The following is a 16,969-nucleotide window of genomic DNA, read 5'->3' on the forward strand; positions in this document are numbered from 1 at the left end:
CTTATGCTGCCGTTGCTATTTCGACACGTTACTCATGCCACCAAGAAAATTTGGCCCCGGGTGATAGCGTTTTTTGCCAAAATCGTGCATGCCAAAATCAGGCCGTCGTTAAACCGACGTCCAGCAACTTGAGAACATTTAAAGCACACCGGGAATTCTCGGACCTCGTGCACGAAATACAAATAGATGCCTGAATATCATCGTCACGTTACGGCAGATCGGACGTAAATGCTCGCCTGGTTCCAGCAATCTGTAAATTTCAGGGAAGAATTGCTGGAGGGGAAGTTCGCTCCCGTCCGCGCCGATTACTATTCGGGTCCACCGGGGAAGCCGCTGCGGCTGCTGCTTCAGGCACGAACAGATTTCCTGTCGATCTGGCGCGCCAGTGACTATACCGAAAAGGTCTCGCAGATCCGGATCCTCGGTCGGCAGATCATCGTCGTCAACTCGCCCGATCTGATCCGACAGGTCGTCGTCAAGCGGCACGAGAACTTCGAACGCAAGAGCCCACAGATGCGCCGGGCGCTCGAGTTTCTCCTCGGAGACGGGTTGTTCATTTCCGACGGCGACACCTGGAAACAACGCCGTCCGCTGGTCGCCGATATCGTCCACGCCAAGAGAGTGCCGTCCTTCGGCCCTGTCATGGAGAAGACGACCAGCGAACTAGTCGAGCGCTGGAACGAGATGCCCGACGGAGCCGAGGTCAATGCGCTCCACGAAATGGCGGGCCTGACTGCCGAGATCATCGCGCGCAGCGTCTTCGGCAACCAGCTCGGCGACGACAGTGCGGCCGCCGTGACCGAGGGCTTTACCAGCTACCAGTCGTTGGTGGATTCCATCAACATCGGCTACTTCCTCGGCTTCGACGACGGCCTGCCCGTCCTGCGCACCCCGAGCCTGCGCCGCTCGGTCAAGCGCATCCACGGAACGATCGACAAGGTTGTGGAGGATCACCTTGCCGGCCGCGGCGACCACAATTCGATGGTCGAGCTGCTCATCCGACGACAGCAGCGAAATCCGGAGCTGAAACTCGACCTCGTCGCCTTGCGAAACGAGGCCGCGACCATCTTCATGGCCGGCCACGAGACGACGGCGGCGACACTGACATGGACCTGGTATCTACTTTCCAAGGCAGGCTGGATCGAGAAAGCCGTTCATGACGAGATCGCCAGGGTCTGCGGCGAGAGAACGCCGACGATCGACGACGTGCCGCAGCTCGAATGGTGCCGCGCCGTCATCGAGGAAACGCTGCGCCTCTACCCGCCGGTTCCGATCCTGGCGCGGCAGACCCGCGAGGCGGACATGATCGGCGATGTTGCCGCCGAGCCGGGCTCGCTCGTCTTGATCGTGCCGTGGCTCCTGCACCGTACGGAGAGCCTCTTCCAGGATCCACACCATTTCCACCCAGAGCGGTTCACCGAAGGCCGTCGCCCGACGCCATACAGCTTCATCCCCTTCGCCAGCGGCCCGCGCGTCTGCCCGGGCCTGCATTTCGGCCTGACGGAAGCGATCCTCTGCCTGGCGATCATTGCTCAACAGTACCGGGTGCGCCTGCGCGAACACCACGCGGTCGAGCCGATCTGCCGGCTGACGCTCAGGCCGAAGGGCGGACTACCGGTGACCCTGCACAGACGGCAGAGACCATCCCATGACCGCTGAAGAACCACGCCAGACCGAGAAGATTGCCAAACGAAAGGCCTGGAGCTTTACAAGCGAAGGCCGACCGACCTTCGCCGACGCCCTTTCGGGACGCGAGGGTTTCAATGCGTTCCGACGCTATTGGGTGACGGATAATCTCTGGAACCTCGCGCATCTCGCCGGCCATTTCGGGATGAAGCTGCTGCCAATGGACGCCTGCTCCAACCTTGGGGCAGCGCTCGGTCTTTTTGCCGTGCCGCGCTTCCACAAGGTGGCATCGCAGCGCGCACGCGAGACGATCCGCGCACTGCGGCCCGATCTCGACGCGGCCGGGCAAGAGGCGCTCTTTCGCGAGAATTGCCGGTCACAGGGTCGGCTGATGACCGAATTCTCGGTCGTGAACCGGCTGCAAAACAACCGTGATCGGCTGACGTTGAACGGCCTCGACATCATCGGCGAAGTGGCCAAGACTGGGCCTGTGATCATCGTCGGCATGCACCTCGGCAACTGGGAAGTTGGCCCGACTGTGTTGCAGAGCATCAATGTGCGCCCCTATGCCTTCTATCTCCCGCCCAAGGGCCGTGCCAAGGCCTGGATCGCCGAGCGCGTTCGCAGCAAAGCCGGATTGCGGTTTCTGCCGCCGGGCATGGAGGGGATCCGCCCGGCGATCAAGATCCTGAAGAACGGCGGCGTCGTCAGCATGTTCTGCGACGAAGGCTTTGGCGGCATGATCCGCGGGCCGTTCTTCGACCGCAAGCCACATCAGGAAGGCAATTTTGCGCTCGCCATTCGCCTAGCGCGCATGACGGGTGCCACGATCTGCCCCTGGTACGGTGTGCGCACCAAGGGATTCCGTTTCGAATGCCGGGCGCTGGAGCCCATCCGGCTACCGGCTTCCGATGACCCCAACGCCCGCCTCCTGGACGATATGCTGCTGTTGAACAACGCGATCGAGCCCATCGTTCATGCGCATCTCGACCAATGGTACTACCTCGACAACGCGCTTCGGCCGGAATGACGACCTCTTGGTTTTTCGCCGGCTTGGCTTCCATGATATGATCAACGCTTGATGCCTTCGGACCCCGGCCTATTTACCTTGGGCGGGGATCCGAGGTCCCCGCATTCCTGACCGATAAAACGGAAGGAGGAGTCCATGGGACTGAAGCATGCGGATATCACCGCCATCCTTGGCCCGGTCGACGAGACATTGATGGCCGAATTGCTTGCGACGGGCGCCACGGCGGGTGAACTCGCCGAAGCTATTGCCTGGGTCAACAACGACGAAGCGCTGATCGGTGAAGGCCGCCACCTGCCGGCCGGCCGCGTTGCGGCATTGATCGATATCCTGACGCCGGACAATGACGAGGAACGGGACTTCGCGACGTAGCCGAACAGGCAGCAAGGCGTGCGAAGGTTTTCGATTGCAGGCAAGGCTGCCCCCTCGCTCGGCGGGCGGCGGGAGCATGAGGCCACGTGTTTTGTGTTGAGGGAGATCCACAATGGCAGCCAAGGAAGTCAAGTTCAGTAGCGATGCCCGCGATCGTATGCTGCGTGGTGTCGACATCCTCGCCGACGCCGTAAAGGTGACGCTCGGTCCAAAAGGTCGGAACGTCGTGATCGACAAGGCCTTCGGTGCACCACGCGTCACCAAGGACGGCGTATCGGTTGCCAAGGAGATCGAACTCGAAGACAAATTCGAGAATATGGGCGCGCAGATGCTGCGGGAGGTCGCGTCGCGCACCAGCGACGTCGCAGGCGACGGAACGACGACGGCCACCGTGCTTGCTCAAGCCATTGTCCGGGAAGGCATCAAGGCGATCGCTTCGGGCATGAACCCGATGGACCTCAAGCGGGGCATCGACCTCGCCGTCGAGGCGATCGTCGCGCAGCTGAAAACCCATGCCCGAAAGATCTCCAACAACGAGGAAATCGCGCAGGTCGGCACGATCTCGGCCAACGGCGACAGGGAAATAGGCAGCTATCTGGCACAGGCGATGGAGCGTGTCGGCAACGAGGGCGTGATCACCGTCGAGGAAGCCAAGACCGCCCAGATCGAACTCGAAATCGTCGAGGGGATGCAGTTCGACCGCGGCTATCTCTCCCCCTACTTCATCACCGACCAGGAAAAGATGCGCGTCGAGTTCGAAGACCCGTATATTCTCATTCACGAGAAGAAACTCTCCAACCTTCAGGCGATGATCCCGATCCTCGAATCGGTGATCCAGGCGAGCCGACCCTTGCTGATCATCGCCGAGGATGTGGAGGGCGAAGCGCTTGCCACGCTCGTCGTCAACAAACTGCGCGGCGGCCTGAAGATCGCCGCGGTGAAGGCGCCAGGCTTTGGCGACAGGCGCAAGGCGATCCTTGAGGACATTGCCATCCTCACGGGCGGTACGGTCATCTCCGACGATCTCGGCATCAAGCTCGAGAACGTGACGCTCGAAACGCTCGGCCGCGCCAAGCGGGTCATGGTCGAGAAGGAGAACACGACGATCGTCGACGGCGCCGGAGCGAAAGCGGATATCGGCGGACGTGTCAGCCAGATCAAGGCGCAGATCGAAGAAACGACCTCCGACTATGATCGCGAAAAGCTGCAGGAGCGGCTCGCCAAGCTTGCCGGCGGCGTCGCGGTGATCCGCGTCGGCGGGTCGACCGAAGTGGAGGTGAAGGAAAAAAAGGACCGCGTCGACGACGCGCTGCATGCAACGCGCGCCGCCGTGGAGGAAGGCATTCTGCCAGGCGGTGGCGTCGCCTTGCTCAGGGTCGTCCATGCGCTCGACGGGCTCAAGGCTGCCAACGACGATCAGCGCGTCGGCGTAGAGATCGTGCGGCGAGCAGTCGAGATGCCCGTGCGTCAGATTGCAGAGAACGCCGGCGCCGAAGGCTCTGTCATCGTCGGGAAGCTAAGGGAGAACAATGATTTCGCCCACGGTTGGAACGCCCAGACCGGCGAATATGGCGATCTCTTCCGCATGGGTGTTATCGACCCGGCCAAGGTGGTGCGCGCGGCGCTTCAGGATGCGGCCTCCGTCGCCGGCCTGTTGGTGACGACCGAAGCTATGGTCGCCGAGAAGCCGAAGAAGAACGGCCCCACGCCACCGCCCGGCCCCGGCATGGATTTCTGACGCGCTCAGTCCGCTCAGGAAGAAGGATGCCGATGGCGCGCCACCTCGGCGATCGCCAGTTCGGCGATCGCCAGGAGTTCCACTTCGCTGGCGCCGTCCTGCGCCTGCACCGTCATGCCCTGGAGGATCGCGCCGACGAAGCGCGCAAGCCCGGCGAGGTCCGTGTCGGCACGCAACTCTCCGTCGACGACGCCCTGCCTGAAACGGGCCTCCAGCAGCGCCAGGGTCTCGCTGCGCAAGGCGGACACGTGCTGTGCGATCGCATGGTTCTCGACGGCGCAGGTCAGCACCGCGGTTGAGATCATGCAGCCCTTCGGTCTGCCGGGAAGCGTAAACTCGTGCGCAGAGGCGCGCAGTATCTTGTCGATCACCTCGACCACATGCCCTTCGCTGGCGAGATTGCGGCCCGCCGCAGCGCCCGCCTCGCGCCGATATTGTTCAAGCGCCTCGCGATAGAGATCTGCCTTCGAGGTGAAGGCGGCATAGAGACTTTGCGGCGTAATCCCCATGGCGGCTGTGAGATCGGAGATCGAGGCGCCCTCGTAGCCGAGCCTCCAGAAGGTATCGCCGGCTGCAGCCAGAGCCACGTCGCGGTCGAAGGCGCGCGGCCGTCCCCGGCGGCGAACGGATGATTCTGCGGATTCATTATTTTTCACAATGGTCACTCTAGAATTCCCTCGCAACCTGACGTATTAAGGAATGGTCATTGTGATTATAGAGGGATTTGTCCGATGAGTCTCCACCTGAAAGAAGCTGCGCTCCTCGCCTTGCTGCTTGCCTCCCCTGCACTGGCCGAAGATCAGAACGCATCTCTCGGCGCACGGCTCGACCCGGTGATCGACCAAGCGATCGCCGACAAACGCATCGTCGGGGCCGTGATCCTGGTCGCCCGCGACGGCGAACTCGTCTATGCCCGCGCTGCGGGCCTCGCCGACCGGGAGGCTGGCCGCGCGATGAAGGAGGACGACATCTTCCGCTTTGCCTCGGTCACGAAACCCTTCGTGACGGCGGCGGCCATGCGGCTTGTCGAAGAGGGCCGGATCACGCTTGACGATCCGGTCAGCAAGTGGCTCTCGGACTTCAAGCCGACCTTTGACGGCAAGCCGGCGACGATCCTCGTCCGCCACCTGCTCAACCATACGGCGGGGCTAGAATACGGCTTCTTCCAGCCACCCGGCGGCCTCTATGCCAAGGCCGGCGTCTCCGACGGTCTCGATCTCACGAACATCTCGCTCGACGAGAACCTGAAGCGTCTCGCCAGCGTCCCGCTCGCATCCGAACCGGGCAAGACCTTTCGCTATTCGCTGGCGATCGACGTGCTTGGCAGCGTCATCGAGAAAGCGACCGGCAAGACGCTCGACAAGGCCGTCAACGAACTCGTTGTCGCCCCGCTTTCCCTCGCCGACGCCGGCTTCTCGTCGAAGCCATCGGAGCGACTGACCGCCGCCTATTTCGATGCGTCCCCTGCTCCGAAGCGCATGGAAGGAAGTGTCGCGGTGCCGATCGGGGAAGGCAAGCTGACGTTCTCGCCGGGCCGTATCCTCGACGCCAAGCAATTCCCCTCGGGTGGGGCCGGCATGGCCGGTACGGCCAAGGATGTGCTGACGTTCCTCGAAGCCATCCGCAAGGGCGGCAGCCCTATCCTGTCGGCAGAGACCGTGAAGAAGATGACGCAGGACCAGACCGGTGCGGAGGCTCAGACGCAGGGTCCCGGTTGGGGCTTCGGCTATGGCTGGGCCGTGCTTGTCGATCCCAAGGCCGGCGCCACACCGCAATCGAAAGGCACCATTCAGTGGGGCGGCGCCTATGGGCACAACTGGTTCGTCGATCCGGTCGAGAAGATCACCGTCGTCGCCATGACGAATACCACCTTCGAAGGCATGTGGGGGCCATTCACCCGTGATGTTCGCGACGCAGTCTACGGCAAACGCTGAACAGATCGACCGCATCAAAAGAAAAGCCCGGCGAGACGATCGCCGGGCTTTGTTTTTCATCGGGTCCGTTCGACCTTAGTCCTTCTTCTGCGGGATCGGGCGGAGCGCCAGTTCACGCAGTTGGGCCGGCGTCGCTTCGGACGGCGCGCCCATCAGCAGATCGACGGCCTGCTGGTTCATCGGGAAGATCGAGATCTCGCGCAGGTTCTTGGCGCCGACGAGCAGCATGACGATACGGTCGATGCCGAAGGCCATGCCACCGTGCGGCGGTGCGCCGTACTGGAATGCCCGGTAGAGGCCGCCGAACTGGTCTTCGACCTCCTGCTGCGACTTGCCGGTCAGCTCAAACGCCTTGACCATCACTTCCGGCAGCTGGTTACGGATCGAGCCCGAGGCGATCTCAAAGCCGTTGCAGACCATGTCGTACTGGTAGGCCTTGATCGACAACGGATCTTCGCCGTTGAGCGCTTCCAGGCCGCCCTGCGGCATCGAGAAGGGGTTGTGGGCGAAGTCGATCTTCTTTTCGTCTTCCAGCCATTCGTAGAACGGGAAGTCGACGATCCAGCAGAATTCGTAGCGGTCGCGGTCGACGAGGTTCAGTTCCTCGCCGGCGCGGGTGCGGGCTTCGCCGGCAAACTTGTAGAACTTCGCGGGGTCGCCGGCGACGAAGAAGCAGGCGTCGCCGTCGTCGAGGCCGAGCTGCGTGCGGATCGCATCCGTGCGCTCTTCGCCGATGTTCTTGGCGAGCGGACCGGCGCCTTCGAGCTTTTCACCTTCCTTGCGCCAGAAGATGTAACCGAGGCCCGGCTGGCCCTGGCTCTGCGCCCAGGCGTTCATGCGGTCGCAGAAGGCGCGCGAGCCACCGGTCTTGGCCGGGATCGCCCAGACTTCGACCTTCGGGTTCGACGCGATCATGTTCGCGAAGACCTTGAAGCCGGAGCCGGCGAAGTGCTCGGTGACGGCCTGCATCTCGATCGGGTTGCGCAGGTCCGGCTTGTCGGAGCCATACTTGCGGATCGCCGTGTCATAGGGGATGCGCGGGAATTTCTCGGTCACCGGCTTGCCATCGGCAAACTCGACGAAGATGTCGCGGATGACCGGTTCCATGGTCGACCAGACGTCTTCCTGCTCGACGAAGCTCATTTCCAGGTCGAGCTGGTAGAACTCGCCCGGCAGGCGGTCGGCGCGCGGATCTTCGTCGCGGAAGCACGGTGCGATCTGGAAGTAGCGGTCGAAGCCGGCAACCATCAGGAGCTGCTTGTACTGCTGCGGCGCCTGCGGCAGGGCGTAGAAGCTGCCCGGATGGATGCGCGAAGGAACCAGGAAGTCGCGCGCGCCTTCCGGCGACGAGGCCGTCAGGATCGGGGTCGTGTATTCGGTGAAGCCGACATCGCCCATATGGCGGCGCATCGACGAGATGATCTGGGTGCGCTTGACGATGTTCTTGTGCAGCGTGTCGCGGCGCAGATCGAGGAAACGGTACTTGAGGCGCACGTCTTCCGGATAGTCGGGCTCGCCGAAGACCGGCAACGGCAGTTCCTTGGCGGCCGAGAGAACTTCGATCTCCTGGGCGTAGAGCTCGACCTCGCCGGTCGGCATGCCCTTGTTGACGGTGTCGTCGGTACGCGCCTTGACGATACCGTCGATGCGGATAACCCACTCGCCGCGAACGGTTTCCGCGACCTTGAAGGCCGGGCTGTCCGGATCGGCAACGACCTGGGTCAGGCCGTAGTGGTCACGCAGGTCGATGAAGAGTACGCCGCCATGGTCGCGTACGCGATGGACCCAGCCGGAAAGGCGAACGGTGGAGCCGACGTCCGACTTGCGGAGGGCGGCACAGGTGTGGCTGCGGTAACGATGCATCGTCTTATCCCGGAATTGCAAAGAGCCGCGCAGGCTCGCTGGAACGGCGCGCGGCAACATGGTCAAAATCGGGCGGAAAAGCGCATGATGCGCAGCCTTTGTCAAGCCGCGCGACCGCTGCCGCCCCCGATGGAGGTGCGTTGTAAACGAAGGAAACGGCCAGTCCAAGGCCGCTTGTGGCAGGAGCAAGCCGAAATGCCGCGAAAAGAACGGCAATCGTCACAATTCGGGACTGTCCGGCGGCAGAATGCAGGGCTACACATTTGAAGGCCCGCATTGATCCCCGAGTCGCGGCCGATTTCCGGATGTCGCCTGCCCCATGTCTCAGATTCGCCCGCTCATCCCCCTTCTCGCAACTGCAGGCATCCTCATCGGCGGCAATGGCCTGCAGGGCACCTTCATCTCGCTTCGCGCATTGGAAGAGGGCTTTTCGACATCGCTGATCGGCGTGATCGGCGCCGGATACAACATCGGCTTCGCGCTCGGCTGCGTCTATGTCACGCGCATCCTGCGATCGATCGGTCACATCCGCACCTTCTCGGCCATGGCGGCGATCGCTTCGGCCGCGGCCATTTCGATGGTGCTCGTCATCAATCCACTGATGTGGTTCCTGATGCGGCTGCTGGCCGGCATCTGTTTTGCCTGCCTGTTCGCGACCGTCGAAAGCTGGCTCAACGCCAGCGTCACCAATGCCAACCGGGCGCGCACGCTTTCCGTCTATCGCCTCGTCGATCTCGGTTCGGTGACGGCGGCGCAATATGTCATCCCCGGCATCGGTCTCGAAGGCTTCGAACTCTTCGCCATCATCTCCATGGCGCTGACGCTGTCGCTCGTGCCGATCTCCTTTGCCGACCGATCAAGCCCGGTCGCGCCGGAAGCGATCCGTTTCGACGTCAAGGCGCTCTGGAACATCTCGCCGCTCGCGACCGTCGGCTGCATCGTCGTCGGCCTGACCAACGCGGCCTTCCGCTCGCTTGGCCCGATCTATGCGCAAGGGATCGGCCTGTCGGTGACGGCCATCGCCACCTTCATGAGCGCCGGCATCATTGGTGGCGTCGTGCTGCAATACCCGCTCGGTCATTACTCCGACCGGCTCGACCGTCGGCTGATCATCCTGATCGCCACCTTCGGCTCGTTGCTCGCCGGCCTGTTCCTCGCCTTCGGCGCCGGCAACGACGAGTGGCTGAACTTTGCCGGCATCTTCCTCTTCGGCGCCTTTGCGATGCCGCTCTATTCGCTCTGTTCAGCGCATGCCAACGACCACGCAGCAGAGGGTCAGCACGCGCTGGTGTCCGCCGGCATGCTGTTCTTCTGGTCTCTTGGCGCCATCATCGGGCCGCTGTTTGCATCCTTCCTGCTCGAGATCTTCGGACCGCAGGCGCTGTTCATCTATACCGCGGCCATCCTCTTCCTGTTCATGCTCTACACCCTGCAGCGCATGACGGCGCGCGCGCCGGTGCCCACACAGGAGCGCGCGATGCCGTTCCGCAATCTTCTGCGCACCTCGTCTTTCTTCAACAAGCTTGCGGCCAGCAACAACCACAAGCGCAAGGACGGTTGACCCCGACCTGCGGCAAGATGCGCGCCGTTGAAAGAATTGCTGAACTCCACAATCAGGTTTAGAACCGGCGACAACGCGAACAGCTCCCGAGATTGCCGAATGCCCGTCATCAGCCGCCGTACTTTTCTTCAAGGCTCTGCCGCGCTGGGAGGCGCCTTTGCGCTCGGCGCCGGCATGGCGGCGCGTGCGGGCACCGCGCCTGATCCGCAGCTTCTCACGGCGCAGCTGATCGACGCGAAGATCGCCAGCGACGGCGTGACGCCGAAAGTGATGACCTACGGACTGGGTGAGGCCGAAAACAGCGGCATGCCACCAGTCCTGCGCATGCGCAAAGGCGAGCCCTATGCCGCGCGCCTCATCAACCGGCTGGACGAACCGACGACGGTGCACTGGCACGGGCTCAGGATCGCCAACGCCATGGACGGGGTGCCCGAGTTGACGCAGCCCTATGTCTATCCGGGCGATTCTTTCGACTACGTGTTCACGCCGCCCGACGCCGGCACCTTCTGGTACCATCCCCACTGCAACACGCTGACCCAGATGGGCGCCGGGATGACCGGCGTGATTGTCGTCGAGAACCCTGAGGATCCGGTGTTCGACGCCGAAATCGTGCTCAACCTGCGCGACTGGCGGCTTGGCACAGGCGGTGCCTTCATCGATCCCTTCAAGCCGCGCGATGCGGCACGCGGCGGCACCTACGGCACGGTGCGTACCGCCAACTGGCAGCAGGAACCGACCTACGACGCGCCCGCCGGCGGCCTGGTGCGCGTGCGCATCGCCGCAACCGACGTCACCCGCATCTATACGATCGGTCTCGACGGCGCGCCGGCGACGGTGATCGCGCTCGACGGCAATCCGGTCGACAAGCCGTTTGCGCTCGACCGCTACGATTTCGGCCCGGGCCAACGCGTCGATCTTGTCGTGCGCATGCCCGATGGCGAGGGGCAGACGGTTGCACTCGGCAATTTCCGGGGTTCGCATCCCTGGACGATCGCGCGCTTCCGGGCGACTGGCGCTACACTCAAACGCGATCTCAGGGATGTCGCCCCCCTGCCCGCCAACCCTGTCGCCGAGGCGGACCTTTCCACCGCGATCCGCGTGCCGATCGAACTGACGGCGACAGCCGAACACAAGGCCGCTCCTTCGATCTGCGGCTCGCTCGGCTATACGTTCTGGGCGATCAACAAGGTGCCGTGGCCGGGCGACACGCCTGACCCGATCGCGCCGATTGAGGAGATGAAGCTCGGCAAGAGCTATGTGCTGCAGGTCGCCAACCGGACGCCGCACGCCCACCCGATCCACCTACACGGCTTGAGCTTCCGCATCCTCAATTCCAACAAGCGGACCTTCCTGCCGCCGCCGACCGATACGATCCTGCTCTTGCCCGACGAACAGGCGGAAGTGGCGCTGGTGGCAGACAATCCGGGCGATTGGGTCATCCATTGCCACATCATCGAGCACCAGAAGGCCGGCATGACGGGTTATTTCAAGATCGTCTGAGAATTTCGATTGTGACAGATGCCGCGAAGGGTTACACGAAAATCTAAGCCGCATTTTTGCCACAGTGATCTAAATCTGATGATTGAAACAACCGCAGACCTTGAGGCCGCCTGCCAACAGCTGGCCCGCTCAAATTATATTACGATTGATACCGAATTCCTGCGCGAGACGACCTTCTGGCCGGAGCTCTGCTTGATCCAGATGGCGAGCCCGGATCTTGCCGTCATCGTCGACCCGATGGCCAAGGGCATCGACCTCGCTCCATTCTTCGCGCTGATGGCCAATCCTGAGGTCATCAAGGTATTCCATGCAGCGCGCCAGGATATCGAGATCATCTTCCATCTCGGCAACCTCATTCCGCACCCGATCTTCGACACGCAGGTCGCGGCCATGGTTTGCGGTTTCGGCGACAGCGTCTCCTATGATCAGCTCGTCAACCGCGTCACCGGTACCCAGATCGACAAGTCTTCGCGCTTCACCGACTGGAGCCGCCGGCCGCTGACCGACAAGCAGCTCGACTACGCACTCGCCGACGTCACGCATCTGCGCGACATCTACAAGTATCTCGCCGCCGAACTGGAGCGCGAGGGGCGTTCGCTGTGGCTGACCGAAGAGATGGCAATCCTCGAAGCGCGGGACACCTACGACCTGCATCCCGACGATGCCTGGCAGCGTCTGAAGATGCGCGTCAAGAAGCCGATCGAACTCGCCGTCCTCAAGACCGTCGCCGCCTGGCGCGAACGCGAGGCGCGCGCCCGCAACGTACCGCGCGGTCGCATCCTCAAGGACGACGCCATCTACGAAATCGCCCAGCAGCAACCGAAGGACGCGGAAGCGCTCGCGCGGCTCAGGACCATCCCCAAGGGCTGGGAACGCTCCGGCGCCGGAACGGCGGTCATCGAGGCGGTTAACGAGGCGCTTGCGATCCCGAAGGCCGACTTGCCGAAACTGCCGCGCCAAAGCCACACGCCGGAAGGCGCCGCTGCCGCCGGCGAAATGCTGAAGGTGCTTTTGAAGCTGATCGCCGAAAAGCAGGGCGTGGCCGCGAAGATCATCGCCAACAGCGACGATCTCGACAAGATCGCCGCCGAGGGCGACAAGGCCGATGTCGGCGCGCTCAAGGGCTGGCGTCGCGAACTTTTCGGTGAAACCGCGCTGAAGCTCATCAATGGCGAAGTGGCCCTTCGTTTCGTCGACAAGAAGATCGAGACTGTCGAGCTCGGGAACTGAGCCCCACACGGGCGGAGACAAGTTTCCGCCCGAATCCGGCTCTAGCTGAAAGCGCGGCGGAACAGAATCACCACCGTCTCAAACGGGGTGACAAGGCGTGCAGCCGGCGCGGTCAACCGTGCCGACTGACACGGAGCCGCTTCTTCCGGTACCGGGGCTTTCCGCATGCGTTGGCGCTTCTCCACTTTCGAAGGACTTCTCCTGCTGCTCGTCGTTGCGGGTGCAGGCGCGGTTTACGCATGGGTCTTCTATGGAAAAGGCGCTCTGATCGGCGCCACCTATGCGCTCTTCATGTGCCTGCCGATCATCGCCTTTGAACGGCGCGTCGTCTTCCGGCGCCTCAATCGACGCATCCACGCCTTCTCAACCCCAGTGTTCTTCGTCGCCTCGCTCGCGGTCTACTTCGTGCTTCTCGACGTCGGCTACGCCGTCGCCGGCCTGATCATGCAGGCGACCGGCGTGATGGAGGACCACTGGATGGCGGCCATGATGCCGTCCAAGACGGTCCTGTTCTTCGCGCTCGGCATTTCAGGATCGCTCGTCTTCATTCTAAGGGTGCGCGAACTGCTTGGGCGCGACGTGTTCCTGAGCCTGCTGACGGGGCGCTACCGCAGACCGATCCAGGAAGAGCGGGTCTTTCTGTTCATCGATCTTGCCGGCTCGACCTCCTTTGCCGAACGGTACGGCGATCTTCGCATGCAGGAATATCTCGGCAAGCTGTTCGCAACGATTGCCGACCCGGTGCTGCGCTATCGCGGGTCGATCGACGATTATGTGGGCGACGCCGCCGTCATCACCTGGCCCTTCGACCGCGCCACCAACAACGCCGCCTGCATCCATTGCGTCTTCGATATTCTGGAAACCATCGATGCGGACGCGCACCGCTGGCAGAAGGAGTTCGGTGAGGTCCCACGCCTGCGCGCAGCCCTCCACGGCGGCACCATCGTCGCTGCCGAAATCGGCCTCGACAGGCACAAGATCACCTATTTCGGCGACACGGTGAACACCACCGCCCGGCTGGAAGGCTTCTGCAAGACGCTCGGCCACCAGGTGCTGATCTCTACCGACCTAGCCCGCAAAATGCGCTTGCCGCACTATGTCAGGGTTGAGGATCTCGGCGAGCACGCGGTCAAGGGGCGCGGCCAGAAGCTCGGCGTTCTGGCGCTGCGTGTCGGTAGCGCGACACCTGCTCTTGCGCCCAGCGCCGCGGAATAGCCGTCGTCGATCTGCATCCGTCAGCCGTGCAGTTTTGCGCCTTTGGTAATCTTGTCGACCAGCTTCTTGTCCGCGTGGATGGCGATGCCGGCGACCGCGGCGTCATCCGGGCGGGTCTCTGCGAAAATCGCGCGATTGGCGTTGTCGTGGCCGGTGGCGAACATGCCATCGACATAGATCGATGCTCGCACGTCTCGCTCGATCGCGCGCCGTTGAATGTCGCCGAGCGTCTTCCCATCTGCAGCGAGTACGATGATCGGCTGAATGCTCAAGGCATTGTAGACGTTGCCGGCGCCGTCGCGATAATCTTCACCGATAATATCGGGCTTCTGCCCGGCAATCCCGGTGGCGAGGAAGGCGGTGACGTTCAGCTTCTGCCAGGTTGCCAGGTCCTCGCGCAAGACGATTGCAAATTTGGTATTGAACATGACGGTCATCTCCATTTCAGCCCGACAGGGTGTGCCGGAAGACGCATTATCGGGTGATGCCGCGATCGATCTTGAACGATTGTGCGGTGCGCCTGGCGACGGCATCCGGGTCGCACCTGCCGTCGATGGCATCGAACGCATCGAGGCGCGCTTGCACGGAAAATTTTTCGAGCCGCACCGTCACGACACCTATGCGATCGGCGTGACGCTGGGCGGTGTCCAGACGTTCCAGTACCGCGGCGAAAGCCGCTTCAGCAATCCCGGGAGCATCATCATCCTCCACCCGGACGAGGTCCATGATGGCGGCGCCGGAACGGAGATCGGGCTGCGCTACCGGATGATGTACCTGCAGCCGGAACGGCTGCTCGCAGCACTCGGCGAAACCGACCGTACTCTGCCCTTCGTGGCAGCACCGGTCGTGGGTGACGAGGCCCTGCGGCAGGCGGTCGGAGAAGCCGTGATGGATCTCGACAATGGCATCGACGAGTTGGCGCTCGACGACATCCTCGTGCGGATCGCAGAGGGCCTTTACCGCCACGCCGGCGCCAGGGACACCAAGCCTGGTAAGGCCGACAAGCAGGCCGTTCTCGAGGCAACCGAATTCCTTCGCGCCAACCTCGAACGCCCGGTCGGCTCCCAGGAACTCGAGGCGGTCAGCGGGCTCGATCGCTTTACGCTGGCCCGGCAATTCCGCCGGGTTCTCGGCACCAGCCCGCATCGCTACCTCCTGATGCGCCGACTGGAGCGTGCCCGCCAGATGATCGCCAGGGGAGAAAGTCTTGCAGGCGCTGCGCTCGAAACCGGCTTTGCCGATCAGGCGCATTTCACCCGCCATTTCAAGCGCGCCTACGGCATCACGCCCGGACGCTGGGCAAGCCTCGCCATGGCAGGCTGAGCCTGTCACCAAAGCTTCATCGGGTTGTAAAGCAAGCATCACCCAACCGTCATCATAGCCGCCTATCGGGTTGCGGACTGCAGCACCGCGTGTCTCAAGACGCGCAACGGTCGCTGTGGCACGTCGAATTTGCTGCATGTCTGTCTCCTTGGATCGAGGGCGATCCAAGGAGACATGCAGAAGGCTCCAACCCAGGGTGACTTTCATGACGAAAACGCTTCTCGCCACCGCGGCTCTTTCTCTCTTGATGACGATGGCCGCCTCGGCCGAGGAAAAGTCCTTCACCGCGACCCTCAAGGGTCACGCAATCCTGCCGGCGAACACGATCATCGCCGCCCCTGCGGACGCGCCTGAGTATCTCAAGACCTCCGGCAAGTTCACCACCGCGGACCGCAAGCGCGCCGAAGCGCTCGGCACCGTTCCCGGCAAGGATGGCGTTCGCCGGACCGGCCTGTCGCTTCCCTTCGACGGCCAGCCGATGCAGGGCTTCTCCGGCATCAAGGCGATGGAAGACGGTACATTCTGGAGCCTCTCCGACAACGGCTTCGGCAGCAAGCTGAACTCAAGCGACGCCATGCTGATGCTGCATCACGTGAAGATGGACTGGGATGGCGGCAAGGTCGAAGCCCTGAAGACGCTGTTCCTGACCGACCCGGACAAGAAGGCCCCCTTCCCGATCGTCATGGAAGGCTCCGACAAGCGTTATCTCACTGGCGCTGACTTCGACGTCGAATCGATCCAGCCGGTCGCCGACGGCTTCTGGGTTGGCGAAGAATTCGGGCCCTACGTCCTCAAGTTCGACCTCGACGGCAAACTGACGGACGTGATCGCGACCACGGTCGATGGCAAGCCGGTGCTTTCGCCCGACAATCCGACGCTGACGCTGCAGGGCGATCCATCGAAGAAGACGCCCGCTTTCAACCTGAAGCGTTCCGGCGGCTATGAAGGCATGGCGCTTTCCAAGGACGGCAGCAAGCTCTACGGCCTGCTCGAAGGCCCGATCTGGACCGACAGCGAAACGGTCGAGCAGGCCGATGGCCGCCCCGCGCTGCGCATCATCGAACTCGATGTTGCGAGCAAAGCCTGGACCGGCCGCAGCTGGCTCTATCCGCTGGCGGAAGGTGGTGAGGCGATCGGCGACTTCAACATGCTCGACGACAAGACCGCGCTGGTGATCGAGCGTGACAATGGCGCTGGCACGGTCGACAAGGCCTGCGCCGATCCGAAGGACCCGAAGCCGGACTGCTTCGCAACGGGCTCCAAGGTCAAACGCATCTACAAGATCGCCTTCGACGACAGCAATGTCGGCAAGGCGGTGCGCAAGATCGGCTACATCGACCTCTTGAAGATCGCCGACCCGGACAACAGGAAGCGCCAGGGCGGCGGCGAGGGCTTCTACGACATGCCTTTCGTCACCATCGAGAACGTCGACCGCGTCGATGAGACCCACATTATCGTCGGCAACGACAACAACCTGCCGTTCTCGGCCGGTCGCTCGCTCGACAAGGCCGACGACAACGAGTTCGTGCTGCTCGAAGTCGGCGACTTCCTGAAGGCCGAATAATCAAAAAAGGGCGCGC

The 16,969-nt window shown here is 62.8% G+C and carries 14 protein-coding genes; 11 read left to right on the forward strand and 3 right to left on the reverse strand.

From position 1 onward, the window contains the following. Positions 1–228 precede the first annotated feature (228 nt). From AB4Z53_RS16735 to groL, 4 genes are all read left to right on the forward strand, one after another. Positions 229–1,659 (forward strand): cytochrome P450, encoded by a 1,431-nt coding sequence (locus AB4Z53_RS16735; RefSeq protein ID WP_291163197.1) that lies wholly within the window; start codon positions 229–231, stop codon positions 1,657–1,659. Next, a complete protein-coding gene (locus AB4Z53_RS16740) occupies positions 1,649–2,656 on the forward strand; it encodes a lysophospholipid acyltransferase family protein (protein WP_441596675.1) in 1,008 nt (335 codons plus the stop codon). Before AB4Z53_RS16735 ends, AB4Z53_RS16740 begins: the two co-directional genes overlap by 11 nt. Before the next feature lie 135 nt (positions 2,657–2,791). Beyond that, the gene (locus AB4Z53_RS16745; RefSeq protein WP_057252607.1) at positions 2,792–3,025 is read left to right on the forward strand and encodes a hypothetical protein; all 234 of its coding nucleotides are present in this window, start codon (positions 2,792–2,794) and stop codon (positions 3,023–3,025) included. A gap of 112 nt (positions 3,026–3,137) precedes the next feature. Beyond that, positions 3,138–4,763, forward strand: a complete 1,626-nt coding sequence (gene groL / locus AB4Z53_RS16750; protein ID WP_113536889.1) for a chaperonin GroEL — start codon at positions 3,138–3,140, stop codon at positions 4,761–4,763. 14 nt (positions 4,764–4,777) lie between these two features. On the opposite strand, the gene AB4Z53_RS16755 is transcribed toward groL, so the two are convergent. Beyond that, positions 4,778–5,428 carry a TetR/AcrR family transcriptional regulator gene (locus AB4Z53_RS16755; RefSeq protein ID WP_441596676.1) on the reverse strand — a complete coding sequence of 217 codons (651 nt, stop codon included), beginning with the start codon at positions 5,426–5,428 and terminating at the stop codon, positions 4,778–4,780. A gap of 66 nt (positions 5,429–5,494) precedes the next feature. On the opposite strand from AB4Z53_RS16755, the gene AB4Z53_RS16760 reads away from it, so the two are divergent. Continuing rightward, positions 5,495–6,697 carry a serine hydrolase domain-containing protein gene (locus AB4Z53_RS16760; protein ID WP_291163184.1) on the forward strand — a complete coding sequence of 401 codons (1,203 nt, stop codon included), beginning with the start codon at positions 5,495–5,497 and terminating at the stop codon, positions 6,695–6,697. Between the two features lie 75 nt (positions 6,698–6,772). Here AB4Z53_RS16760 and aspS read toward each other — a convergent pair whose 3' ends face one another. Further along, entirely contained in the window at positions 6,773–8,560 is a 1,788-nt protein-coding gene (gene aspS, locus AB4Z53_RS16765) for an aspartate--tRNA ligase (protein WP_441596677.1), read from the reverse strand. Positions 8,561–8,879: 319 nt separating this feature from the next. Between aspS and AB4Z53_RS16770 the strand changes: the two genes are divergently transcribed. The 4 genes from AB4Z53_RS16770 (at position 8,880) to AB4Z53_RS16785 (ending at position 14,066) form a co-directional block, all read left to right on the forward strand. Further along, complete coding sequence (locus tag AB4Z53_RS16770; RefSeq protein WP_223726913.1) at positions 8,880–10,121, forward strand: MFS transporter; 1,242 nt, start codon at positions 8,880–8,882, stop codon at positions 10,119–10,121. Positions 10,122–10,220: 99 nt separating this feature from the next. Then, a complete protein-coding gene (locus AB4Z53_RS16775) occupies positions 10,221–11,621 on the forward strand; it encodes a multicopper oxidase domain-containing protein (protein ID WP_441596678.1) in 1,401 nt (466 codons plus the stop codon). A 78-nt stretch (positions 11,622–11,699) separates the two neighbouring features. Further along, positions 11,700–12,851, forward strand: coding sequence for a ribonuclease D (gene rnd / locus AB4Z53_RS16780; RefSeq protein WP_223726911.1), 1,152 nt, complete (start codon positions 11,700–11,702; stop codon positions 12,849–12,851). 165 nt (positions 12,852–13,016) lie between these two features. Then, entirely contained in the window at positions 13,017–14,066 is a 1,050-nt protein-coding gene (locus AB4Z53_RS16785; RefSeq protein ID WP_441596679.1) for an adenylate/guanylate cyclase domain-containing protein, read from the forward strand. 20 nt (positions 14,067–14,086) lie between these two features. Here the strand turns inward: AB4Z53_RS16785 and AB4Z53_RS16790 are convergent, their stop codons facing one another. Next, positions 14,087–14,494, reverse strand: coding sequence for a DUF2000 family protein (locus AB4Z53_RS16790; protein WP_113536967.1), 408 nt, complete (start codon positions 14,492–14,494; stop codon positions 14,087–14,089). On the opposite strand from AB4Z53_RS16790, the gene AB4Z53_RS16795 reads away from it, so the two are divergent. Continuing rightward, positions 14,493–15,389: an AraC family transcriptional regulator gene (locus AB4Z53_RS16795; protein WP_113536882.1), complete on the forward strand. Its 897-nt coding sequence runs from the start codon at positions 14,493–14,495 to the stop codon at positions 15,387–15,389. The genes AB4Z53_RS16790 and AB4Z53_RS16795 overlap by 2 nt on opposite strands. A 205-nt stretch (positions 15,390–15,594) precedes the next feature. Next, positions 15,595–16,953: an esterase-like activity of phytase family protein gene (locus tag AB4Z53_RS16800; protein WP_441596680.1), complete on the forward strand. Its 1,359-nt coding sequence runs from the start codon at positions 15,595–15,597 to the stop codon at positions 16,951–16,953. Positions 16,954–16,969 lie beyond the last annotated feature (16 nt).

The sequence above is a fragment of the Ensifer sp. 2TAB8 genome (assembly GCF_052115125.1).
Taxonomy (GTDB): domain Bacteria; phylum Pseudomonadota; class Alphaproteobacteria; order Rhizobiales; family Rhizobiaceae; genus Ensifer.

Excerpts from the sequence above, each read along its gene's own strand:
- AB4Z53_RS16775 (WP_441596678.1), top strand. The coding sequence starts at position 10,221 with ATGCCCGTCATCAGCCGCCGTACTTTTCTTCAAGGCTCTGCCGCGCTG.
- AB4Z53_RS16770 (WP_223726913.1), top strand. The coding sequence starts at position 8,880 with ATGTCTCAGATTCGCCCGCTCATCCCCCTTCTCGCAACTGCAGGCATC.
- aspS (WP_441596677.1), bottom strand. The coding sequence starts at position 8,560 with ATGCATCGTTACCGCAGCCACACCTGTGCCGCCCTCCGCAAGTCGGAC.
- AB4Z53_RS16790 (WP_113536967.1), bottom strand. The coding sequence starts at position 14,494 with ATGTTCAATACCAAATTTGCAATCGTCTTGCGCGAGGACCTGGCAACC.
- AB4Z53_RS16800 (WP_441596680.1), top strand. The coding sequence starts at position 15,595 with ATGACGAAAACGCTTCTCGCCACCGCGGCTCTTTCTCTCTTGATGACG.
- AB4Z53_RS16795 (WP_113536882.1), top strand. The coding sequence starts at position 14,493 with ATGACGGTCATCTCCATTTCAGCCCGACAGGGTGTGCCGGAAGACGCA.
- AB4Z53_RS16735 (WP_291163197.1), top strand. The coding sequence starts at position 229 with ATGCTCGCCTGGTTCCAGCAATCTGTAAATTTCAGGGAAGAATTGCTG.
- AB4Z53_RS16745 (WP_057252607.1), top strand. The coding sequence starts at position 2,792 with ATGGGACTGAAGCATGCGGATATCACCGCCATCCTTGGCCCGGTCGAC.
- AB4Z53_RS16785 (WP_441596679.1), top strand. The coding sequence starts at position 13,017 with ATGCGTTGGCGCTTCTCCACTTTCGAAGGACTTCTCCTGCTGCTCGTC.
- AB4Z53_RS16760 (WP_291163184.1), top strand. The coding sequence starts at position 5,495 with ATGAGTCTCCACCTGAAAGAAGCTGCGCTCCTCGCCTTGCTGCTTGCC.
- rnd (WP_223726911.1), top strand. The coding sequence starts at position 11,700 with ATGATTGAAACAACCGCAGACCTTGAGGCCGCCTGCCAACAGCTGGCC.
- groL (WP_113536889.1), top strand. The coding sequence starts at position 3,138 with ATGGCAGCCAAGGAAGTCAAGTTCAGTAGCGATGCCCGCGATCGTATG.
- AB4Z53_RS16740 (WP_441596675.1), top strand. The coding sequence starts at position 1,649 with ATGACCGCTGAAGAACCACGCCAGACCGAGAAGATTGCCAAACGAAAG.